This is a genomic window from Clostridium sp. 7_2_43FAA (assembly GCF_000158375.2).
In the GTDB taxonomy this organism is placed as follows: Bacteria; Bacillota; Clostridia; order Clostridiales; family Clostridiaceae; genus Clostridium; species Clostridium tertium.
In genome coordinates, this window is the sequence record NZ_JH815222.1 from 55,451 (window position 1) to 72,863 (window position 17,413).

At 29.7% G+C, this 17,413-nt stretch carries 14 protein-coding genes and 1 pseudogene; 13 read left to right on the top strand and 2 right to left on the bottom strand.

The features are described 5' to 3' along the window. The 4 genes and pseudogenes from CSBG_RS01845 to rho form a co-directional block, all read left to right on the top strand. Nucleotides 1–287: pseudogene (locus tag CSBG_RS01845) on the top strand (ABC transporter permease); the annotation flags it as partial. Between the two features lie 110 nt (nucleotides 288–397). Then, entirely contained in the window at nucleotides 398–1,045 is a 648-nt protein-coding gene (gene fsa, locus CSBG_RS01850; protein WP_008676581.1) for a fructose-6-phosphate aldolase, read from the top strand. A gap of 228 nt (nucleotides 1,046–1,273) precedes the next feature. Then, nucleotides 1,274–4,786 (top strand): 5'-nucleotidase C-terminal domain-containing protein, encoded by a 3,513-nt coding sequence (locus tag CSBG_RS01855; RefSeq protein ID WP_008676583.1) that lies wholly within the window; start codon nucleotides 1,274–1,276, stop codon nucleotides 4,784–4,786. Nucleotides 4,787–5,071: 285 nt separating this feature from the next. Continuing rightward, nucleotides 5,072–6,520, top strand: coding sequence for a transcription termination factor Rho (gene rho / locus CSBG_RS01860; RefSeq protein ID WP_008676585.1), 1,449 nt, complete (start codon nucleotides 5,072–5,074; stop codon nucleotides 6,518–6,520). 46 nt (nucleotides 6,521–6,566) lie between these two features. On the opposite strand, the gene CSBG_RS01865 is transcribed toward rho, so the two are convergent. Continuing rightward, nucleotides 6,567–7,667: a glycosyltransferase gene (locus CSBG_RS01865; RefSeq protein WP_008676588.1), complete on the bottom strand. Its 1,101-nt coding sequence runs from the start codon at nucleotides 7,665–7,667 to the stop codon at nucleotides 6,567–6,569. 273 nt (nucleotides 7,668–7,940) lie between these two features. Next, nucleotides 7,941–8,147 (bottom strand): 50S ribosomal protein L31, encoded by a 207-nt coding sequence (gene rpmE, locus CSBG_RS01870; protein WP_008676589.1) that lies wholly within the window; start codon nucleotides 8,145–8,147, stop codon nucleotides 7,941–7,943. A 152-nt stretch (nucleotides 8,148–8,299) separates the two neighbouring features. On the opposite strand from rpmE, the gene CSBG_RS01875 reads away from it, so the two are divergent. The 9 genes from CSBG_RS01875 to CSBG_RS01915 all read left to right on the top strand — a co-directional run bounded on the left by CSBG_RS01875 (nucleotide 8,300) and on the right by CSBG_RS01915 (nucleotide 17,396). Beyond that, nucleotides 8,300–8,887: a thymidine kinase gene (locus CSBG_RS01875; protein WP_008676591.1), complete on the top strand. Its 588-nt coding sequence runs from the start codon at nucleotides 8,300–8,302 to the stop codon at nucleotides 8,885–8,887. Between the two features lie 17 nt (nucleotides 8,888–8,904). Further along, a complete protein-coding gene (gene prmC, locus CSBG_RS01880; protein WP_008676594.1) occupies nucleotides 8,905–10,668 on the top strand; it encodes a peptide chain release factor N(5)-glutamine methyltransferase in 1,764 nt (587 codons plus the stop codon). Between the two features lie 63 nt (nucleotides 10,669–10,731). Continuing rightward, nucleotides 10,732–11,817 carry a peptide chain release factor 1 gene (prfA, locus tag CSBG_RS01885; RefSeq protein WP_008676595.1) on the top strand — a complete coding sequence of 362 codons (1,086 nt, stop codon included), beginning with the start codon at nucleotides 10,732–10,734 and terminating at the stop codon, nucleotides 11,815–11,817. A gap of 51 nt (nucleotides 11,818–11,868) precedes the next feature. After that, nucleotides 11,869–12,456: a hypothetical protein gene (locus CSBG_RS01890; RefSeq protein ID WP_008676596.1), complete on the top strand. Its 588-nt coding sequence runs from the start codon at nucleotides 11,869–11,871 to the stop codon at nucleotides 12,454–12,456. 20 nt (nucleotides 12,457–12,476) lie between these two features. Next, on the top strand, nucleotides 12,477–13,526 hold the full coding sequence (locus tag CSBG_RS01895; RefSeq protein WP_008676597.1) for an L-threonylcarbamoyladenylate synthase: 1,050 nt from the start codon (nucleotides 12,477–12,479) through the stop codon (nucleotides 13,524–13,526). A 75-nt stretch (nucleotides 13,527–13,601) separates the two neighbouring features. Further along, nucleotides 13,602–14,051, top strand: a complete 450-nt coding sequence (gene rpiB, locus CSBG_RS01900) for a ribose 5-phosphate isomerase B (RefSeq protein ID WP_008676598.1) — start codon at nucleotides 13,602–13,604, stop codon at nucleotides 14,049–14,051. A gap of 32 nt (nucleotides 14,052–14,083) precedes the next feature. Then, nucleotides 14,084–14,713 carry a uracil phosphoribosyltransferase gene (gene upp, locus CSBG_RS01905; RefSeq protein WP_008676599.1) on the top strand — a complete coding sequence of 210 codons (630 nt, stop codon included), beginning with the start codon at nucleotides 14,084–14,086 and terminating at the stop codon, nucleotides 14,711–14,713. 232 nt (nucleotides 14,714–14,945) lie between these two features. After that, entirely contained in the window at nucleotides 14,946–16,097 is a 1,152-nt protein-coding gene (gene wecB / locus CSBG_RS01910) for a UDP-N-acetylglucosamine 2-epimerase (non-hydrolyzing) (protein WP_008676600.1), read from the top strand. A gap of 117 nt (nucleotides 16,098–16,214) precedes the next feature. Beyond that, nucleotides 16,215–17,396: an acetyl-CoA C-acetyltransferase gene (locus tag CSBG_RS01915; protein WP_008676601.1), complete on the top strand. Its 1,182-nt coding sequence runs from the start codon at nucleotides 16,215–16,217 to the stop codon at nucleotides 17,394–17,396. Nucleotides 17,397–17,413: the final 17 nt, after the last annotated feature.

Here is a 17,413-nt window from a genome sequence, read left to right on the forward strand (position 1 = left end):
ACTCAGGAGAATTTAATGGAAATGTTGCAGGGCTTGGATTCCTAGCATTAGCAGCATTAATATTTGGACAATGGAAACCACTTGGAATATTAGGAGCAACATTCTTCTTTGGATTTGCTTCAACAATAGCTAACGTATCTCAAGCGATACCATCGTTAGCAGCAATACCAGGTGTATTATTAAAGATTTTCCCATATGTGGTAACTTTAATAGCATTAGTTTTATTCTCTAAATCATCACAAGCACCAAAGGCGTCTGGAGAACCATTTGATGCTGGTAAGAGATAGAATTTAAGTTAAAAGATAAAATTGAAAAATGAAAAAGTTAATGTAGAAATTCATTCTTTGAATGAATTTCTAATAAAATATTTAGATAATCGTATAGGAGGGCTTGAGTTATGAAAATATTTATAGATACTGCAAATGTAGAGGAAATTATATCTGCAAATGATATGGGGGTTATTTGTGGGGTTACTACAAATCCATCATTAATAGCAAAAGAAGGAAGAGATTTCAAAGAAGTAATAAAAGAAATTACTACTATAGTTGATGGGCCTATAAGTGCAGAGGTAATTAGCTTGAAATATAATGAGATGGTAAATGAGGGCCTTGAATTAGCAAAGATTCATCCTAATATAGTTATAAAGATTCCAATGACTATAGATGGGTTAAAGGCTGTTAATATATTATCTTCTAAGGGTATAAAAACAAATGTAACTTTAGTTTTTTCAACGGCACAAGCTTTATTAGCTGCTAGAGCTGGAGCTACTTATGTAAGCCCTTTCATAGGAAGAGTAGATGATATAGGAAGTAAGGGAATAGAACTTATTAAAGAAATTGCATCAGTTTTTAAAATACATCATATAGATACAGAAATTATAGCTGCAAGTGTTAGAAATCCTATACACAGTATAGAAGCAGCGTTAGCTGGTGCACATATTGCAACTATTCCTTACAATGTATTAGTTCAAATGACTAAAAATCCATTAACTGATATAGGAATAGAAAAGTTCCTAAGTGACTGGAATAATAGTAATAAAAAATAATATTTTCTTTTTATATTATGGTATATGGTAATAACAATTAATTTTAGGATTATACTTAATGGAAGGAAATCATTAATATCATCAAAATGATAAATTTTAAAGATAATTTTTATTAAAGACATCTAAAGTATTAACGCGAAAAGAATGATTTATGTAGCAATACTTGGATGTCTATTTTTTATGGTTATTATTAAAAATAACATAAAACAAAATATTAGGAGGGGTAAAATGAGAATTAAGGGGAATCTAAAAAGATTCTTAGCTTCAGTTGCAGCTTTTACTTTTATCATAGCTAATTTGCCAATGAATTTAGTAAAAGCTACTGCAGAAGAATTATCAACAAAAACAGTCCAAATTCTTGCAACTACCGATTTGCATGGAAAGTTTGTTCCATATGAATATGCAAGAGCAACAACATCCTATGGAGGATTAACTCAAATAGCAACATTAGTTAATCAGCAAAGAGCAAATAATCCCAATACTGTTCTAGTAGATAATGGAGATAATATTCAAGGGAACTATAATCATTTATTCTTAAATGAAGAAAAGAATCCTATGATGCTAGCAATGAATTATATAAAATATGATTCATTTAGTTTAGGAAACCATGAATTTAATTTTGGAATGGATAAGATCGATAGTATAGCAAAGCAAGCAGAAGGAAATCTTAAGGTATTGTGTGCAAACCTTTACAAGGATGGAGCGAGAGTATTTGATGCCTATGCAACAAAAGAATTACCTAATGGAATAAAGGTTGCAACTATTGGTGTTGTTACTCCGCATATTGATAAGTGGGATGGACCGAATTTAGTTGGGTATACACCTACAAACCCAACTGAAGAAGTCGCAAAGGTTATTCAAGAAATAAAGGCAGTAGGTGGAGCAGATGTATATGTAGTTACATCACATATGGGTTTTAACAGTGAATATGGTAATGGAGATTCAGCAAAAGAACTTGCTGAAGCAAATCCCGATGTTGATGTAGTTGTTATGGGGCATAGCCATGAAGCTAATGTTAATAAAACTGCAGGAAATGCAATTTTAATTCAACCAACTAACAATGCTGGGAGTTTAGGTAAAGTAGAAATTACTTTAGAACCAGATGGAGACAATGGATATAAGGTTAAGGAGAAGGTTGGATCATTTATAGCAGTAAATAAAGCTGTAGACGAAGATGCCAATCTAGCAAATTTTTTAAGGTATTATGACCAAAAAGCAAAGAATGATGCAAGTATAGTTATTGGTAAGTTAGAAGGTCCAAGCTTAGCTGATAAAAATGAAATAGCTGATATACCAGAATCATTAGTTAGAGATCAAGGTATAACAGACTTAGTAAATGAAGTTCAAATATATAATAGTAAAAATCATTTGAAATCACAAGGAATAGATATAAATTCAGGATATATGGTATCAGCAGCAGCATTATTCGATGCAGGATCAAATATGCTATCTGGGGATATTAAGAAATCTGATATATCAAATATATACAAATATGACAATAAGCTTTACACAATAAAAACAAATGGAAAGCAACTTAAGAGATTTATGGAGTGGACATCATCAATATATAATACATTTAAACCAGGAGATTTAACGGTATCATTAAATGAAAAGATTAGATTATACCAATACGATATGTTTGATGGAATAAGCTATGAAGTAAATATTTCTAAGCCGGCTGGAAGTAGAATTGAAAATGTTAAGTTTGAAAAGGATGGGAAAGTTGTTGAAGATACTGATTTAGTTTATTTATCAGTAAATAACTATAGATACGACTCAGTTCTTAATGCAGCTAATAATCCTGTATTTGAACCAGGAACACATGAAAAAGTTTATGACACTAATAATGATAAAATATCAGATATGAGAGATTTAATAACAGACTATATAGTAAAAGTTAAGGGTGGAAAAATAAGTAGAAATATAGATAATAATTGGAAATTAACAGGAGTTAATTATGATCAAAAATTAAGAGAAGAAGTTGTTAAATTAGTAAATGATGGAGTGCTTAGCATACCGGTATCAGATGATGGAAGAACTCCTAATGTAAAAAGTTTAACTATAAATGATGTTTTAATGGCTAAAAATCTAAAGAGAGTTGAATTAGTAAGTTTTAATGATTTACATGGAAATGTACAAGAAAGTGGTAAAAATGTTGGTATAGCTAAGTTAGCGTCAGCAATAAAAGAAAGAACTTCATTAAATGACTTCTCTAACTATGAAGCTATACCACTAGCTGCGGGAGATTTATATCAAGGTACAGCAATATCAAATCTTACTAAAGGTGCACCAGTAAGCGAATTTTTAAATGATATAAAAATTCCTGCATCTGCAGTTGGAAATCATGAATTTGACTGGGGAAAAGAATTAATTCCTACATGGGCAAAAGCAGGAAATTTTGATTTCTTAGCTGCTAATATTATAGACAAGAAAACAGGAAAACCTGTTGAATGGGCAAAACCTTATAAAATTATTGAAGTAGATGGAATTAAAGTTGGGTTAATAGGAGTTACAACACCTGAAACAGCTTATAAGACAACTCCAGCAAATGTTGCTGATTTAACTTTTGAAGATCCTTCAATATCAGTTCAAAAATATGCTGATAAATTAAGAAAAGAAGATAAAGTTAATGCAGTAGTTGTATTATCTCACTTAGGAGCAACAAAAGATAAAGATGGAAAGCCTGTTGGAGAAGCTGTGGATTTAGCAAATAAAATTAAAAATGTTGATGCAATTATAGCTTCTCATGATCACCAATTTACAAATGTTGAAGCTAATGGAATTAAGATAATTGAAGCTGGATATAATGGTAGGGCTTTATCAATATTAACATTTGATTTTGATAATGAAGGGAAATTAGTTTCACTTGGAGCCAATTTAGATAAGCTTTATGAGAGAAGTGCTAATATAATACCAGATGAAACTTCAGCAGAAATAGTTAAGAAATATGAATCTGAATTAAAACCAATATTAAGTGAAAAAGTAGCTGATCTAGATAAGGATTTAGATCATGATAGAAATGAAGGACTTACACCTCTTGGAACAGTTGTTTCTGAGACAATGAGAAAAATTACAGGTGTGGATATTGGTATAACTAATGGTGGAGGAGTAAGAGCGCCATTATCAGCTGGAGTACTAACAATTGGAGATTTATATACAATATTACCTTTCGATAATACTTTAGTAACAATGGAATTAAAGGGTTCAGACGTAAAATCTGCGATAGAACATGGAATTATGCCAGAAAACTTTGGCTGGGGACAATTCTCAGGAATTAAAGTTTGGTATGATAAAGATGCTCCAGCAGGAGAAAGAATCACTTCAATTAGATTAGCAGATGGCACTCCATTAGATATGGATAAATATTATACAGTTGTAGTTAATGATTTTATGGCAACTGGTGGAGATGGATATGATTTCACAAATGCTAAAAATATGAAAGATACAATGCTTGTAATGAGAGATGAAATAAGCAATTACTGGAAGGTGAATGGAGTAGATACAGATATAGAAAATCTATTAATAGCTGGAGTTGATGATACAAAAGAGCCTACAAATCCAGGAGAGAATCCAGGAGAGAATCCAGGTGGAAACAACAATGGACAAGAAGGTTCAAACAATGAAAGCAATTTACCAACTACTGGTGGACAAAATCCTATAAACTTATTAGTATTTGCTATATTAATATCAGGTGTTGGTTATGTGATGTTTAGAAAGAAGACTGAAGAAAAAGCTAGTTAAAATTAATCATTTAGGAGCTATCTTAACACTATAGATAGCTCCTTTTTAATTAAATAAGTATTAAAATTATAAAAAAGGAAATAATAGTAATATTATAATTAATAAAATTATTCTTGATAAATTAAATATATTAATTCATAATAGAAATACATATATAAAGTCCAAGAGATTCATATCTTTAATATTTATATCTGAAAATATCCCAATTTAGAATTTATTAAATTTAAAAATTGATTTTTTATTCATAATTTAATTATAAATAAAATTATCTATGGAGGTGCAGTTTTGAGTAAAGAAATATATGAAAGAAAAACATTAGCTGAGTTGAAAGAAATAGCTAAGCAGCTTAATATAAAAAATATAAGTAAGTTAAAAAAGAGTGAGCTTATTGATGCAATAATTGAAAATTCACCAAAAAGTATAGAAAAAAATGGAGTTATATTGCAAGAAAAGATAACACCTAAGGTGAAATCTGAAGAAATTAATGTAGTAAATAATAGTTTTAATAAGGATATCAGAGAAGAAAATAAAGAAGAAAGAAAAGAAGATATTAAAGAAGAAAATAGGGAAGAAAAAAGAGAACGATTAAAAGTTATGATAAATGAGTCTAACACAGCTAAAGGTGTATTAGAAATATTAGAAAATAATAGTTTCGGATTTTTAAGATGCAACAATTATCAAACTGGGGAAAACGATATATATGTATCACCATCTCAAATAAGAAGATTTAACCTTAGAACTGGGGATGAAGTTGAAGGAAAGGTAAGAGAAGCTAAAGAAGGAGAAAAATTTAAAGCATTACTTTACGTTGAAAGAGTAAATGGAGAAAATCCTGAAAGAGCAGTTGGAAGAAAATCTTTTGAAACATTAACACCTATATATCCTCAAGATAGATTACATTTAGAGACTAATAACGAAGGCGATTTATCTTCAAGATTAATGGACATAATTTGTCCTATAGGTAAGGGGCAAAGGGGAATAATAGTTGCACCTCCTAAGGCAGGGAAAACAACTTTATTAAAAAAGGTTGCTCAAAATATATCTAAGAATTATCCGGAAGTTAAACTTATAGTTCTACTTATAGATGAGAGACCAGAAGAAGTAACAGATATGAAGAGATCTATAAATGGTGATGTTATATATTCAACTTTTGATGAAGAGCCTCAAAACCATGCAAAGGTATCTCAAATGGTATTAGAAAGAGCTAAAAGAATGGTTGAGCAAGGAAAAGATGTAGTTATACTATTAGATAGTTTAACTAGACTTTCTAGGGCATATAACTTGACGATTACTCCAACGGGAAGAACGTTATCTGGTGGATTAGATCCAGGTGCTTTAATAATGCCTAAAAAATTCTTTGGTGCAGCTAGAAATATTGAAGAGGGTGGAAGTTTAACTATACTTGCAACAGCTTTAATTGATACTGGTTCTAGAATGGATGATATGATATTTGAAGAATTTAAAGGGACTGGAAATATGGAAGTTCATTTAGATAGAAAGCTTCAAGAAAGAAGAATATTCCCTGCAATTGATATATATAAATCTGGAACTAGAAAAGAAGATTTAATTTTATCAGATGAAGAGAAAGAAGTTGCATATTCAATTAGAAGAGTTATGTATAGAGATGGAAATATAGAAAATGTTACTGAAAAATTAATAAATATGCTTACAAAAACTAAAAATAATAAGGAATTTATAAAGATATTCAGTAAAAGCGAAATAGAGAAAAAATAGTTTAAATAAAAAAATGTGTATGAGGTACTACCTTATACACATTTTTTTATTTAAATATTAATTTATCAGCTAAACCTACTATTCTTTGCTTGGAATAACAAGAAGATAATTTAGATAATTTGTAGCGCATTTTTTCTAATTCCTTTGGGTTAGAAATTAAATTATCTATTGTTAAGTTTAATTCTAAAAGATTATCTATATACAAAGCATATCCATTAGAGGTTAAAAATTCTACATTTTGCGTTTCTTGACCTGGAATAGCAAATGGAATTAATAAAGGTAAATTTTTACTTATTGCTTCAGTAACTGTAAGACCACCAGGTTTACTTATTATTAAATCTGAATATTCCATTAAAGAATCAACATCTTTTGAGAAACCTAGTATATGAAGTTTTTTATCCTTGATTGAATGTTTATATTCTTTCAGTAAATCTTCCTTTAATTTTTCATTTTTTCCACATACAACTGTTATTCTAAGCTTATTGGAGTTATTCAATAATTCTTTTAAAACATAAGAAATATTTTTTAATCCCATGCTACCACTCATAAGTAGAATATTGAAATAATCATCATTTTTCGTTGCTTTTATATCAGATTTATTTTCTAAAAACTCATCTTTAACAGGAATTCCAAAAGTAAATATTCTTCTAGAGTCTATTCCTCTTTTAGCTAAATCGTCTTTTGTATTTTCACTTGCAGTTATGTAAGCATCTATATTTTTATCTATATAAGTTGAATGAGCTTTAAAATCAGTTACTATAACTATTACAGGTTTATTTAAGCCTTTTCTTTTAAGAGATCCCATTATATTTACTGCAAAAGGATGTGTAACTAATATTATATCAGGACTAATTGAATTAATTAGTTTAGATATCTTTCTTTTAGTAAAGCAAAAAACTAAAGATAAAAGCTTATTTGTAAAACTTGTATCAGTAAGTTTATATGCTAAACCATAAGTTTTTGGAAAAAAAGATGCTGATATTTCATATCCGCTAATGAATAATTTAGTTAATATTTTACTATTATTTTTTAAAAAATCATGGCGTATAACTTCATATCCAGAGTTTTCAAATGAGCTAGATATCGAGCTTGCAGCCTGATTATGACCTTCCCCTGTAGAAGTTGTTAATATTAAAATTTTTTTCATGATTAAATAACACTCACTTTTCTAAATAACATAATATATTTTTTAAATAACATAACATAATATAATTAAGGTAAAAGTATAATTAGATATTAGTTCCATAAAAATAAATAATTTGATCTATATGTATATGTTAAAATTAAGAAAATTATTTAAATATAATTACTATTATATTATATTATAAAAATTGACGTAAAACATAAAAAAATAAAATTCTAAGATAAATTTAAGAAATAAAAGAAAAAATGGGAAAGACTATGTCTTTCCCAGAATTTCCTATTTGTTAAGATTAAATCTCTTATTGAATTTGTCAACTCTTCCGCCAACATCAATAATTTTTTGTTTACCAGTGAAGAATGGGTGGCATTTAGAGCATATTTCTACTTTTAGTTCATCTTTAACTGAACCAGTTGTAAAAGTATTTCCACATGCACACTTAACTACAGCTTCGTGGTTGTATTTTGGATGTATGCCTTCTCTCATATTTTTCACCTCTTTCAACTACTTAAATAACCATTTGAGTATATCATAGGTGTTTTATTGAGTCAAGGAGATTACATAATAAAAATATCTTTGATTAGTTATTATATAAGATGCTATAATTTAAATATATCTAATGAAAAAGGAGAATTAAAATGAGTAAATTATATTTTAGATATGGAGCTATGAATTCTGGAAAATCAACACATCTTATGCAGGTTGCTTATAATTATGAAGAAAGAGGAATGAATGTTACATTAATAAAACCTTTTACAGATAAAAAGGGTGGAGAAAGACTAGTTTCAAGATTAGGTGTTGAAAGAAAAGTAGATTTAGTTATTTATGATGAAGACAATGTATTAGAAAAAGTTCAAGAATATAGAGAAAAAAATAAAAATATAGACTGTATATTAGTAGATGAGGCTCAGTTTTTAAAATCAAAACAAATAGATCAATTATTTGAGATAGCAGTTGTATTAGATATACCTGTAATATGTTATGGTTTAAGAACTGACTTCAAAATGCAAGGATTTGAAGGAAGTACAAGATTATTATTACTTGCACATAGTATAGAAGAAATGAAAACTATATGTAAGTGTGGAAGAAAAGCTGTGTTGAATGGAAGAAAAATCAACGATAGATTTGTTTTTGAAGGGGAGCAGATTGCAATAGATAATGTTGATAATGTTGAATACGAATCTTTATGCGGACACTGCTATTTTAAATATAAAAATAATTTATAAATAGAAAGAGTGGTAAAATGAGAAAGTGTGAAGTGGGAGGCCAAGCTGTTATTGAAGGCGTTATGATGAGGGGGAGCAAGGGGCAAGCTACAGCTGTTAGAACTCCAAATAAAGAAATAAGAATAGATTTTAAAAAGATAGTACCTATAACTAAAAAATATAAATTTTTAAATGTTCCATTTATTAGAGGAATATTTGTGCTTGTAGATTCTCTTATTACTGGAATCAATACTTTAAATTATTCAGCATCATTTTTTGAAGATGAGGATGAAAGTGAATCAAAATTTGAAATTTGGCTAAAAAATAAATTTGGTGAAAGAAGTAATGATTTAATAATTGGAGCAACTATGATATTATCATTTGCTATTGCTGTAGGATTGTTTGTAGCATTACCTACAGCAATTGCATCATTGTTTAGTTATTTAAATTTACATCCTATAGCTCTGAATTTGATAGAAGCTGTAATTAGAATGGTGATTTTACTTGGCTATATGTATTCTATAAGTAAAATGGAGGATATTTATAGGGTTTTTCAGTATCATGGAGCTGAGCATAAGTCAATTTTTTGTTATGAAGCAGAAGAAGAATTAACAGTAGACAATGTAAAAAAATTTAGTAGGTTTCACCCAAGATGCGGAACAAACTTTTTATTTTTAATTATGTTTGTTAGTATCTTAATATTTAGTTTTACTGGATGGGGGGGATTTCTTGAAAGGTTAATACTTAGAATACTATTAATTCCTGTTGTATCAGGAATAACATATGAGTTAATTAAATGGCTTGGGAAAAATGATAATAAATTAGCAAAGATAATTGCATATCCTGGATTAAAACTTCAAGAGCTTACAACAAAGGAGCCAGACGATGACCAAATAGAAGTAGCCATTGCAGCTCTTATGAAGGCAGAAGGCCTTAAACCTAAGGAAAAAACAATAGGAGAATTGTTAGATAAAGCATCTAAGGAGCTAAAAGAAGAGAATATAGATACTTATATTTTAGATGCACAGTTATTGTTAGGTAATGTTTTAGCAAAGGATAAGTTGTATATAATAACAAATAGGGATAAGAATGTTTCTTTAAAAGATGAAAAGGAATATTTTGAGCTAATAGAGAAAAGAAAAAATAAAATGCCTATAAAGTATATTTTAGGTGAAACAGAGTTCATGGGATTAGATTTTAATGTAGAAGAAGGAGTCTTAATTCCAAGAGGTGATACAGAAATATTAGTAGAAGAAGTATTATCAATAATAAATGAAGAAGATGAACTAAATGTTTGTGATTTATGTTCTGGAAGTGGAGCAATTGGTATATCTATTGCAAATTATAGAAAAAAAATAAATGTAGAAGAAATTGATTTTTATGAGGTTCCAGAAAAAGTAACTAAAAAGAATATTATAAAACATGGATTAGAAAGTAGAGTTAAATTTATTAAAAGCGACCTACTAAAGGAGCCAATAAATCAAGGAAAGAAGTATGATGTAATAGTTTCAAATCCTCCATATATTAAAGCAGATGAAATAAGCAACTTAATGGATGATGTAAAAAAATATGAGCCGCATACAGCACTAGATGGTGGTGATGATGGATTAGTATTTTATAAAAGAATAATAGAAGAAAGTAAAACTACATTAAATAATGAAGGGGTACTGGCATTTGAAATTGGCTATGACCAAGGAGAAGAAGTTAGTAATTTAATGAAGGAAGCTGGATTTTATAATATAAAATTAGTAAAGGACTTAGCAGGATTAGACAGAGTTGTGCTGGGATACTTTAAATATTGATAAATTTCTATCTCTTGTGATATAATAGGGAGATATTAAAAAATATAGTACGGAGTGATATTTATGTTATTAGATAAATTGGCTTTTATAGAAAATAAATATGATGAATTATCTGTAAAGATATCAGATCCTTCAATAATGGCTAACCAAAATGAATGGAGAAAGCTATGTAAGGAGCATGCTGATTTAGAAGTCATAGTTACTGCATATAAAGAATATAGAACAGTTATAGATGATTTAGCAGCTAACAAAGAAATGTTAGCCGAAGAAAGTGATAGAGAAATGAGAGAAATGCTTTCAGAAGAAATCTCAGACTTAACAGCGAGAGAAGGAGAATTAGAAAAGCATATCCAAATACTTTTATTACCTAAGGATCCAAACGATGATAAAAACGTTTTTGTGGAAATAAGAGGTGGTGCAGGTGGAGATGAAGCCGCTCTATTTGCAGCAAATTTATTTAGAATGTATACAAGATATGCAGAAACACAAAGATGGTCAGTTGAATTAATGAGTGCTAATGAAACTGATATTGGTGGATTCAAAGAAGTAGTATTTATGATTAAGGGATCAGGAGCATATTCTAAACTAAAATATGAAAGTGGTGTACATAGAGTACAAAGAGTTCCTGATACAGAATCAAGTGGTAGAATTCATACATCTACAGCGACAGTAGCTGTTCTGCCAGAAGTTGATGATGTAGAAATAGAAATAAACGAAAAAGATTTAAGAATAGATGTTTATAGATCTTCTGGTAATGGAGGACAATGCGTTAATACAACTGACTCTGCAGTAAGAATTACACATATTCCAACAGGGGTTGTTGTTGCGTGTCAAGATGAAAAATCACAGTTAAAAAATAAAGAAAAAGCTATGAAGGTTTTAAGATCTAGATTATATGAAGCTGCAGAAGCTGAAAGAAATGCTGGTATAGCAGAAGATAGAAAGAGCCAAGTTGGTTCAGGGGATAGAAGTGAAAGAATAAGAACTTACAACTATCCACAAGGAAGAGTTACTGATCATAGAATTGGATTAACACTTTATAAGTTAGAATCATATTTAAATGGTGATATAGAAGAAGTGATTAATGCATTAATTACAGCTGATCAAGCTGAAAAAATGAAAAAAATGGGTAATACAGACGCTATTTAATAAAAAAGCCTTACATTTTATAATGTGGGGCTTTTAAAGTAGGTGGGAAGAATGAAAATAAACAAAGCATTAAAAAAGGAAAAGAATCATAAAAGGCAATTCTTTATATTAATGTTCATGCTATTTACAATACTTCCTTTAGTAGCTTTCTTGGCGCAAAATAAGAATATGTTTTTATGGGCTTATTTAGCGCTTATAGAGGGATTAATAATAATATCGTGTATAAATAAATTGAATTATCATAGATTAAGATTTTATTGTAACAATAATAAATTAAAATTTAAAAGTGGATTATTTTCAAAAGAATCAGTTATTCTATGTGATAAGGTAGCAGTTGTACATACGGATAAAACAAAGGAAGAAATGGATATTATATTAATAGCTACTGTTAGATTTAGAAATAAATATTTAAAGCCTGTAACAAAAGCTTTTATTAAGAAATATCCAGAAGCAGCAGAAGAATACTTAAAAGTAAAAAAAATAAATCCAGAAGAAAATTACTATTTTCAAGTTATAAAAAGAGGTGCTTTAAAAAAATATAATTTATTAGATGAGATATATAAAAATTGTGTTAGGGCATCTTATACATCTTCAGCTATAGAAAATATAAAAATAGCAAGAGAACAGATAGAAATATAAAGAGAAAGAAGGTAGAACTTTTGGAAACAAAGGTAGCTATTATAAAAGATATTAATAAAGACATTGAATATTTAAAGGAAGCAGCTGACATTATATATAATGGAGGAGTTGTTGCATTTCCAACAGAAACAGTATATGGTTTAGGCGCTAATGCGTTAAATGATGAAGCGGTAGAAAAAATATTTAACGCAAAAGGTAGACCACAGGATAATCCTTTAATAGTACATGTTTCTTCAAAAAATATAAATAACTTAGTTAAAGATGTTCCAGAGATAGCACAAAAACTTATTAATAGGTTTTGGCCAGGTCCCTTGACTATAATCTTAAATAAAAAGGAAATAATTCCAAATAGAACTAGTGCAAATTTAGATACAATAGGTATAAGAATGCCAAATGATAAAATAGCATTAAAGCTTATAGAATTATCTGGATGCCCGATTGCAGCACCATCAGCAAATATATCAGGAAGGCCTAGTCCAACTGAAGTGGAACGTTGTGTTGAGGATTTAAGTGGAAGAATAGATTATATCCTTGGAGGAGAAAGAAGTAATGTCGGTGTTGAGTCAACAATAGTAGATTGTACAGTTGATCCACCTATGGTTTTAAGACCAGGTGGAGTAACTTTAGAAATGCTACAAGAGGTTTGTGAGGATATAAAAATAGATAAAGCAATACAAGGAAAACCAGATAAAAACTTGAAGCCTAAAGCACCAGGTATGAAGTATAGACATTATGCTCCAAAGGCCAAATTAAAAATAATAAAGGGAAATAAGCAAAAAACTATTGAAAAAATTAATGAAATAGTACAAAATTATATAGAAAATCAAAAAGAGGTTGCTATACTATCAACAGATGAATTGTGTAGTTATTTCAATAAAGGTAAAGTGATTTCTTTAGGAAGTGAAAAAAATCTATACGATGTAGCAAGAAATTTATTTGAATCACTTAGGGAATGTGATGATTTAAATGTTGATATTATATTATGTCAAGCATTTGATGAAAAGGGAGTAGGTCTTGCTATAATGAATAGATTAAACAAAGCTGCAGGCTTTGATATATTAGAAGTATAATTAGGGAGGGAAGGGGGCACCTTTCCTTTTTTATTATATAAATTTATCATTATAATGGTTAGGAGGTAAATTCTTATGAAGATAGCAATAGGTTCAGATCATGGTGGAGTTGAATTGAAGAAAGAAATAAAAAAATATCTAGTAACAGAAGGACATGAAGTAAAAGATTTTGGTACTAACTCTACTGAATCATGTGATTATCCTGATTATGCACTACCGGTAGCAGAAGCGGTAGTTGCAAAAGAGTTTGATTTTGGAATTTTAATATGTGGAACAGGTATAGGTATAGGTATTGCAGCAAATAAGGTACCTGGAGTTAGGGCTGCATTATGTTCTGATACTTTTAGTGCGCATGCAACAAGAGAACATAATGATGCTAATATATTGACTCTTGGTCAAAGGGTAGTTGGACCAGGGCTAGCATTAGATATAGTAAAAACATTTTTAAATACCGAGTTCCAAGGTGAAAGACATCAAAATAGAATTGATAAAATAACAGAGATAGAGAAAAAATATTATAAATAATAAAAATTTAAAGTGCTGTAGGAGGAATATAGATGAGTAAAGTAACACAAATAGATCACCCATTAATATTACACAAATTAGCTTTCATAAGAAGCAAGGAGACTGGTTCAAAAGACTTTAGAGAATTAGTAGAAGAAGTTTCAATGCTTATGGCTTATGAAGTAACTAGAGATTTAAGCACTGAGGAAGTAGAAATAGAAACTCCAATTTGTAAAACAAAATGTAAGATGTTATCAGGTAAGAAAGTGGCTATAGTACCTATATTAAGAGCAGGACTTGGTATGGTAGATGGTATGCTTAAGCTTATACCAGCAGCCAAAGTTGGTCATGTAGGACTATATAGAGATGAAGAAACTCTTCAACCGGTAGAATATTTCTGTAAGCTACCTCAAGATATAGCAGAAAGAGATGTAATAGTAGTAGATCCAATGTTAGCTACAGGGGGATCAGCAGCAGATGCTATAACTATGTTAAAGAAAAGGGGAGCAAAAAATTTAAGACTTATGTGTTTAATAAGTTCTCCAGAAGGTGTTGAATTTGTTCAAAAGGCTCATCCTGATGTAGATATATATGTTGCAGGAATAGATGAAAAGTTAAATGAACATGGATACATAGTTCCTGGACTTGGTGACGCAGGAGATAGATTATTTGGAACTAAATAATTAATTGATAAAGAGTAGCTTATATTTGAGCTACTCTTTATTAATTAATTTATGAATTATATTATAAGATATAGTATTATTTGTTTATTTATATTTAAAAGTGTATAATTAGATAAACATGCCACTTATAAGGAATGTAGAATTAATTAGAATAAAGCCTTAAATAAATAGAAATATTAAATTATATAGTAATGGAAAATTTATTTTTAATTTTAATTAGGAGGAACCTAAAATGGATAAGAAAAAAATAATAACTATATTTGGTACTAGGCCTGAAGCGATAAAAATGGCTCCTTTAGTAAAGGAGTTAGAAAATAGAGAAGGAATTGATTCAAAGGTTTGTGTAACAGCACAACATAGAGAAATGCTAGATCAAGTTTTAGATTATTTTGATATAGAACCGGATTTTGACTTAAATATAATGAAGAATAAGCAAACCCTAACTGGAATAACTAATAGAGTTTTAGAAGGTTTAGAAGAAATATTTTTACAAGAGAAACCAGATATGATTTTAGTTCATGGCGATACTACTACTACATTTTCAGGAGCTCTTGCAGCTTTTTATCAACAAATAAAAGTTGGTCATGTGGAAGCAGGGCTTAGAACATTTGATAAGTATTTCCCATTTCCAGAAGAAATGAATAGAAAGCTTACAGGAGCTTTAGCTGATTTACATTTTGCTCCTACTAAAGGTTCGAAAACAAACCTTTTAAGAGAAGGTATTAATGAAGAAAATATTTATATAACAGGTAATACAGTTATAGATGCAATGCTTCATACTGTTAAAGAAGATTATATATTTGATAATGATACATTGAATAAAATAGATTTTAAGAATAAAAAAGTAATAATGATAACTGCACATAGAAGAGAAAATTGGGGAGAAGGAATAGATAATATTTGTGAAGCTCTAAATAAAATAGTAGATGAAAATGAAGATGTTGAACTTATATATTTAGTTCATTTAAATCCGGTAGTAAAAGATGTTGTTTATAATAAATTAGGAAATAAAGAAAGAGTACATTTATTACCTCCGTTAGATACTAAAGAAACACATAATTTAATGAATAAATGTTTTATGGTAATGACTGATTCAGGCGGATTACAAGAAGAAGCTCCACACCTAGGAAAACCAGTGTTAGTTCTTAGAGATGTTACAGAAAGACCAGAGGCTGTTGAATACGGTACAGTAAAATTAGTTGGAACTGATATAGATAAGATATTGTTAGAGGCTAATAATCTAATAAATAACAAAGATGCTTATATAAAGATGAGTAAGGCGGCAAATCCATATGGAGATGGCTTAGCATCAAAAAGAATTGCAGATATAATAGAAAATTATTTTAATATAAGAACAATGAAAATAGAGGAATTCTCAAGATAAATATAAAAATATAAAATTTTATGGTTGATTAAAAGGAATAAAGTGGTATAATTAAATTGTGTTAATTGTTTAACAAATTCAACAATTCTGATGATTATATAGAGGGGGATTTGGATTATGAGAGAAGTTGTAATTGCAAGTGCAGTAAGAACTGCTATTGGTTCATTTGGAGGAGCTTTAAAAGATGTGTCAGCAGCAGATTTAGGTGCAATAGTAATAAAGGAAGCCGTATCTAAAGCAGGCATAAAAGGCGAGTTAGTAGAAGAAGTAGTAATGGGAAATGTAATTCAAGCTGGACTTGGACAAAATGTAGCAAGACAGGCTGCGGTAAAAGCTGGATTACCAGTAGAAGTTCCGGCTATGACAATAAATAAGGTATGTGGCTCAGGATTAAGAACAGTTGCTTTAGCTGCTCAAATGATAAAAGCTGGAGACGCAGATATAGTAGTTGCTGGCGGAATGGAGAATATGTCTCAGGCTCCGTACTTATTAAAAACATCAAGATGGGGCCAAAGAATGGGCGATGGGAAAATGGTAGATTCTATGATTAATGACGCCTTATGGGATGCTTTTAATAATTACCATATGGGAGTGACAGCTGAAAATATAGCTAAGGAATGGAATTTATCAAGAGAGGAGCAGGATGAATTTGCTCTTAATTCTCAATTAAAAACTGAAGCTGCTATTAAAGAAGGTAGATTTAAAGATGAGATAGTTCCAGTGGTTATACCTCAAAGAAAAGGTGAACCAAAAATATTTGATACTGATGAATATCCAAGATTTGGAGCTACAATTGAAGGAATGGCTAAATTAAAACCTGCATTTGTAAAAGATGGTACTGTAACAGCTGCTAATGCTTCAGGGATAAATGATGGTGCAGCAGCATTTGTAGTAATGAGTGCAGAGAAAGCAGAAGAATTAGGAATAACTCCATTAGCAAAAATAGTATCTTATGGACAAAGAGGATTAGATCCATCAATAATGGGATATGGTCCATTCCATGCTACTAAAAAAGCTTTAGAAGTAGCAAATTTAAAAATAGAAGATTTAGACTTAATAGAAGCTAATGAAGCATTTGCAGCTCAAAGCTTAGCTGTAGCAAAGGATTTAAACTTTGATATGAGTAAAGTTAATGTAAATGGAGGAGCTATAGCTTTAGGTCATCCTGTTGGAGCATCTGGAGCTAGAATATTAGTTACATTACTTCATGAGATGCAAAAGAGAGATGCTAAAAAAGGTTTAGCAACTTTATGTATAGGTGGAGGAATGGGAACAGCACTTATAGTTGAAAGAAAATAATTCATATAAATATAAAA

Excerpts from the sequence above, each read along its gene's own strand:
- fsa (WP_008676581.1), top strand. The coding sequence starts at position 398 with ATGAAAATATTTATAGATACTGCAAATGTAGAGGAAATTATATCTGCA.
- CSBG_RS01855 (WP_008676583.1), top strand. The coding sequence starts at position 1,274 with ATGAGAATTAAGGGGAATCTAAAAAGATTCTTAGCTTCAGTTGCAGCT.
- CSBG_RS01865 (WP_008676588.1), bottom strand. The coding sequence starts at position 7,667 with ATGAAAAAAATTTTAATATTAACAACTTCTACAGGGGAAGGTCATAAT.
- rpmE (WP_008676589.1), bottom strand. The coding sequence starts at position 8,147 with ATGAGAGAAGGCATACATCCAAAATACAACCACGAAGCTGTAGTTAAG.
- CSBG_RS01875 (WP_008676591.1), top strand. The coding sequence starts at position 8,300 with ATGAGTAAATTATATTTTAGATATGGAGCTATGAATTCTGGAAAATCA.
- prmC (WP_008676594.1), top strand. The coding sequence starts at position 8,905 with ATGAGAAAGTGTGAAGTGGGAGGCCAAGCTGTTATTGAAGGCGTTATG.
- prfA (WP_008676595.1), top strand. The coding sequence starts at position 10,732 with ATGTTATTAGATAAATTGGCTTTTATAGAAAATAAATATGATGAATTA.
- CSBG_RS01890 (WP_008676596.1), top strand. The coding sequence starts at position 11,869 with ATGAAAATAAACAAAGCATTAAAAAAGGAAAAGAATCATAAAAGGCAA.
- rpiB (WP_008676598.1), top strand. The coding sequence starts at position 13,602 with ATGAAGATAGCAATAGGTTCAGATCATGGTGGAGTTGAATTGAAGAAA.
- upp (WP_008676599.1), top strand. The coding sequence starts at position 14,084 with ATGAGTAAAGTAACACAAATAGATCACCCATTAATATTACACAAATTA.
- wecB (WP_008676600.1), top strand. The coding sequence starts at position 14,946 with ATGGATAAGAAAAAAATAATAACTATATTTGGTACTAGGCCTGAAGCG.
- CSBG_RS01915 (WP_008676601.1), top strand. The coding sequence starts at position 16,215 with ATGAGAGAAGTTGTAATTGCAAGTGCAGTAAGAACTGCTATTGGTTCA.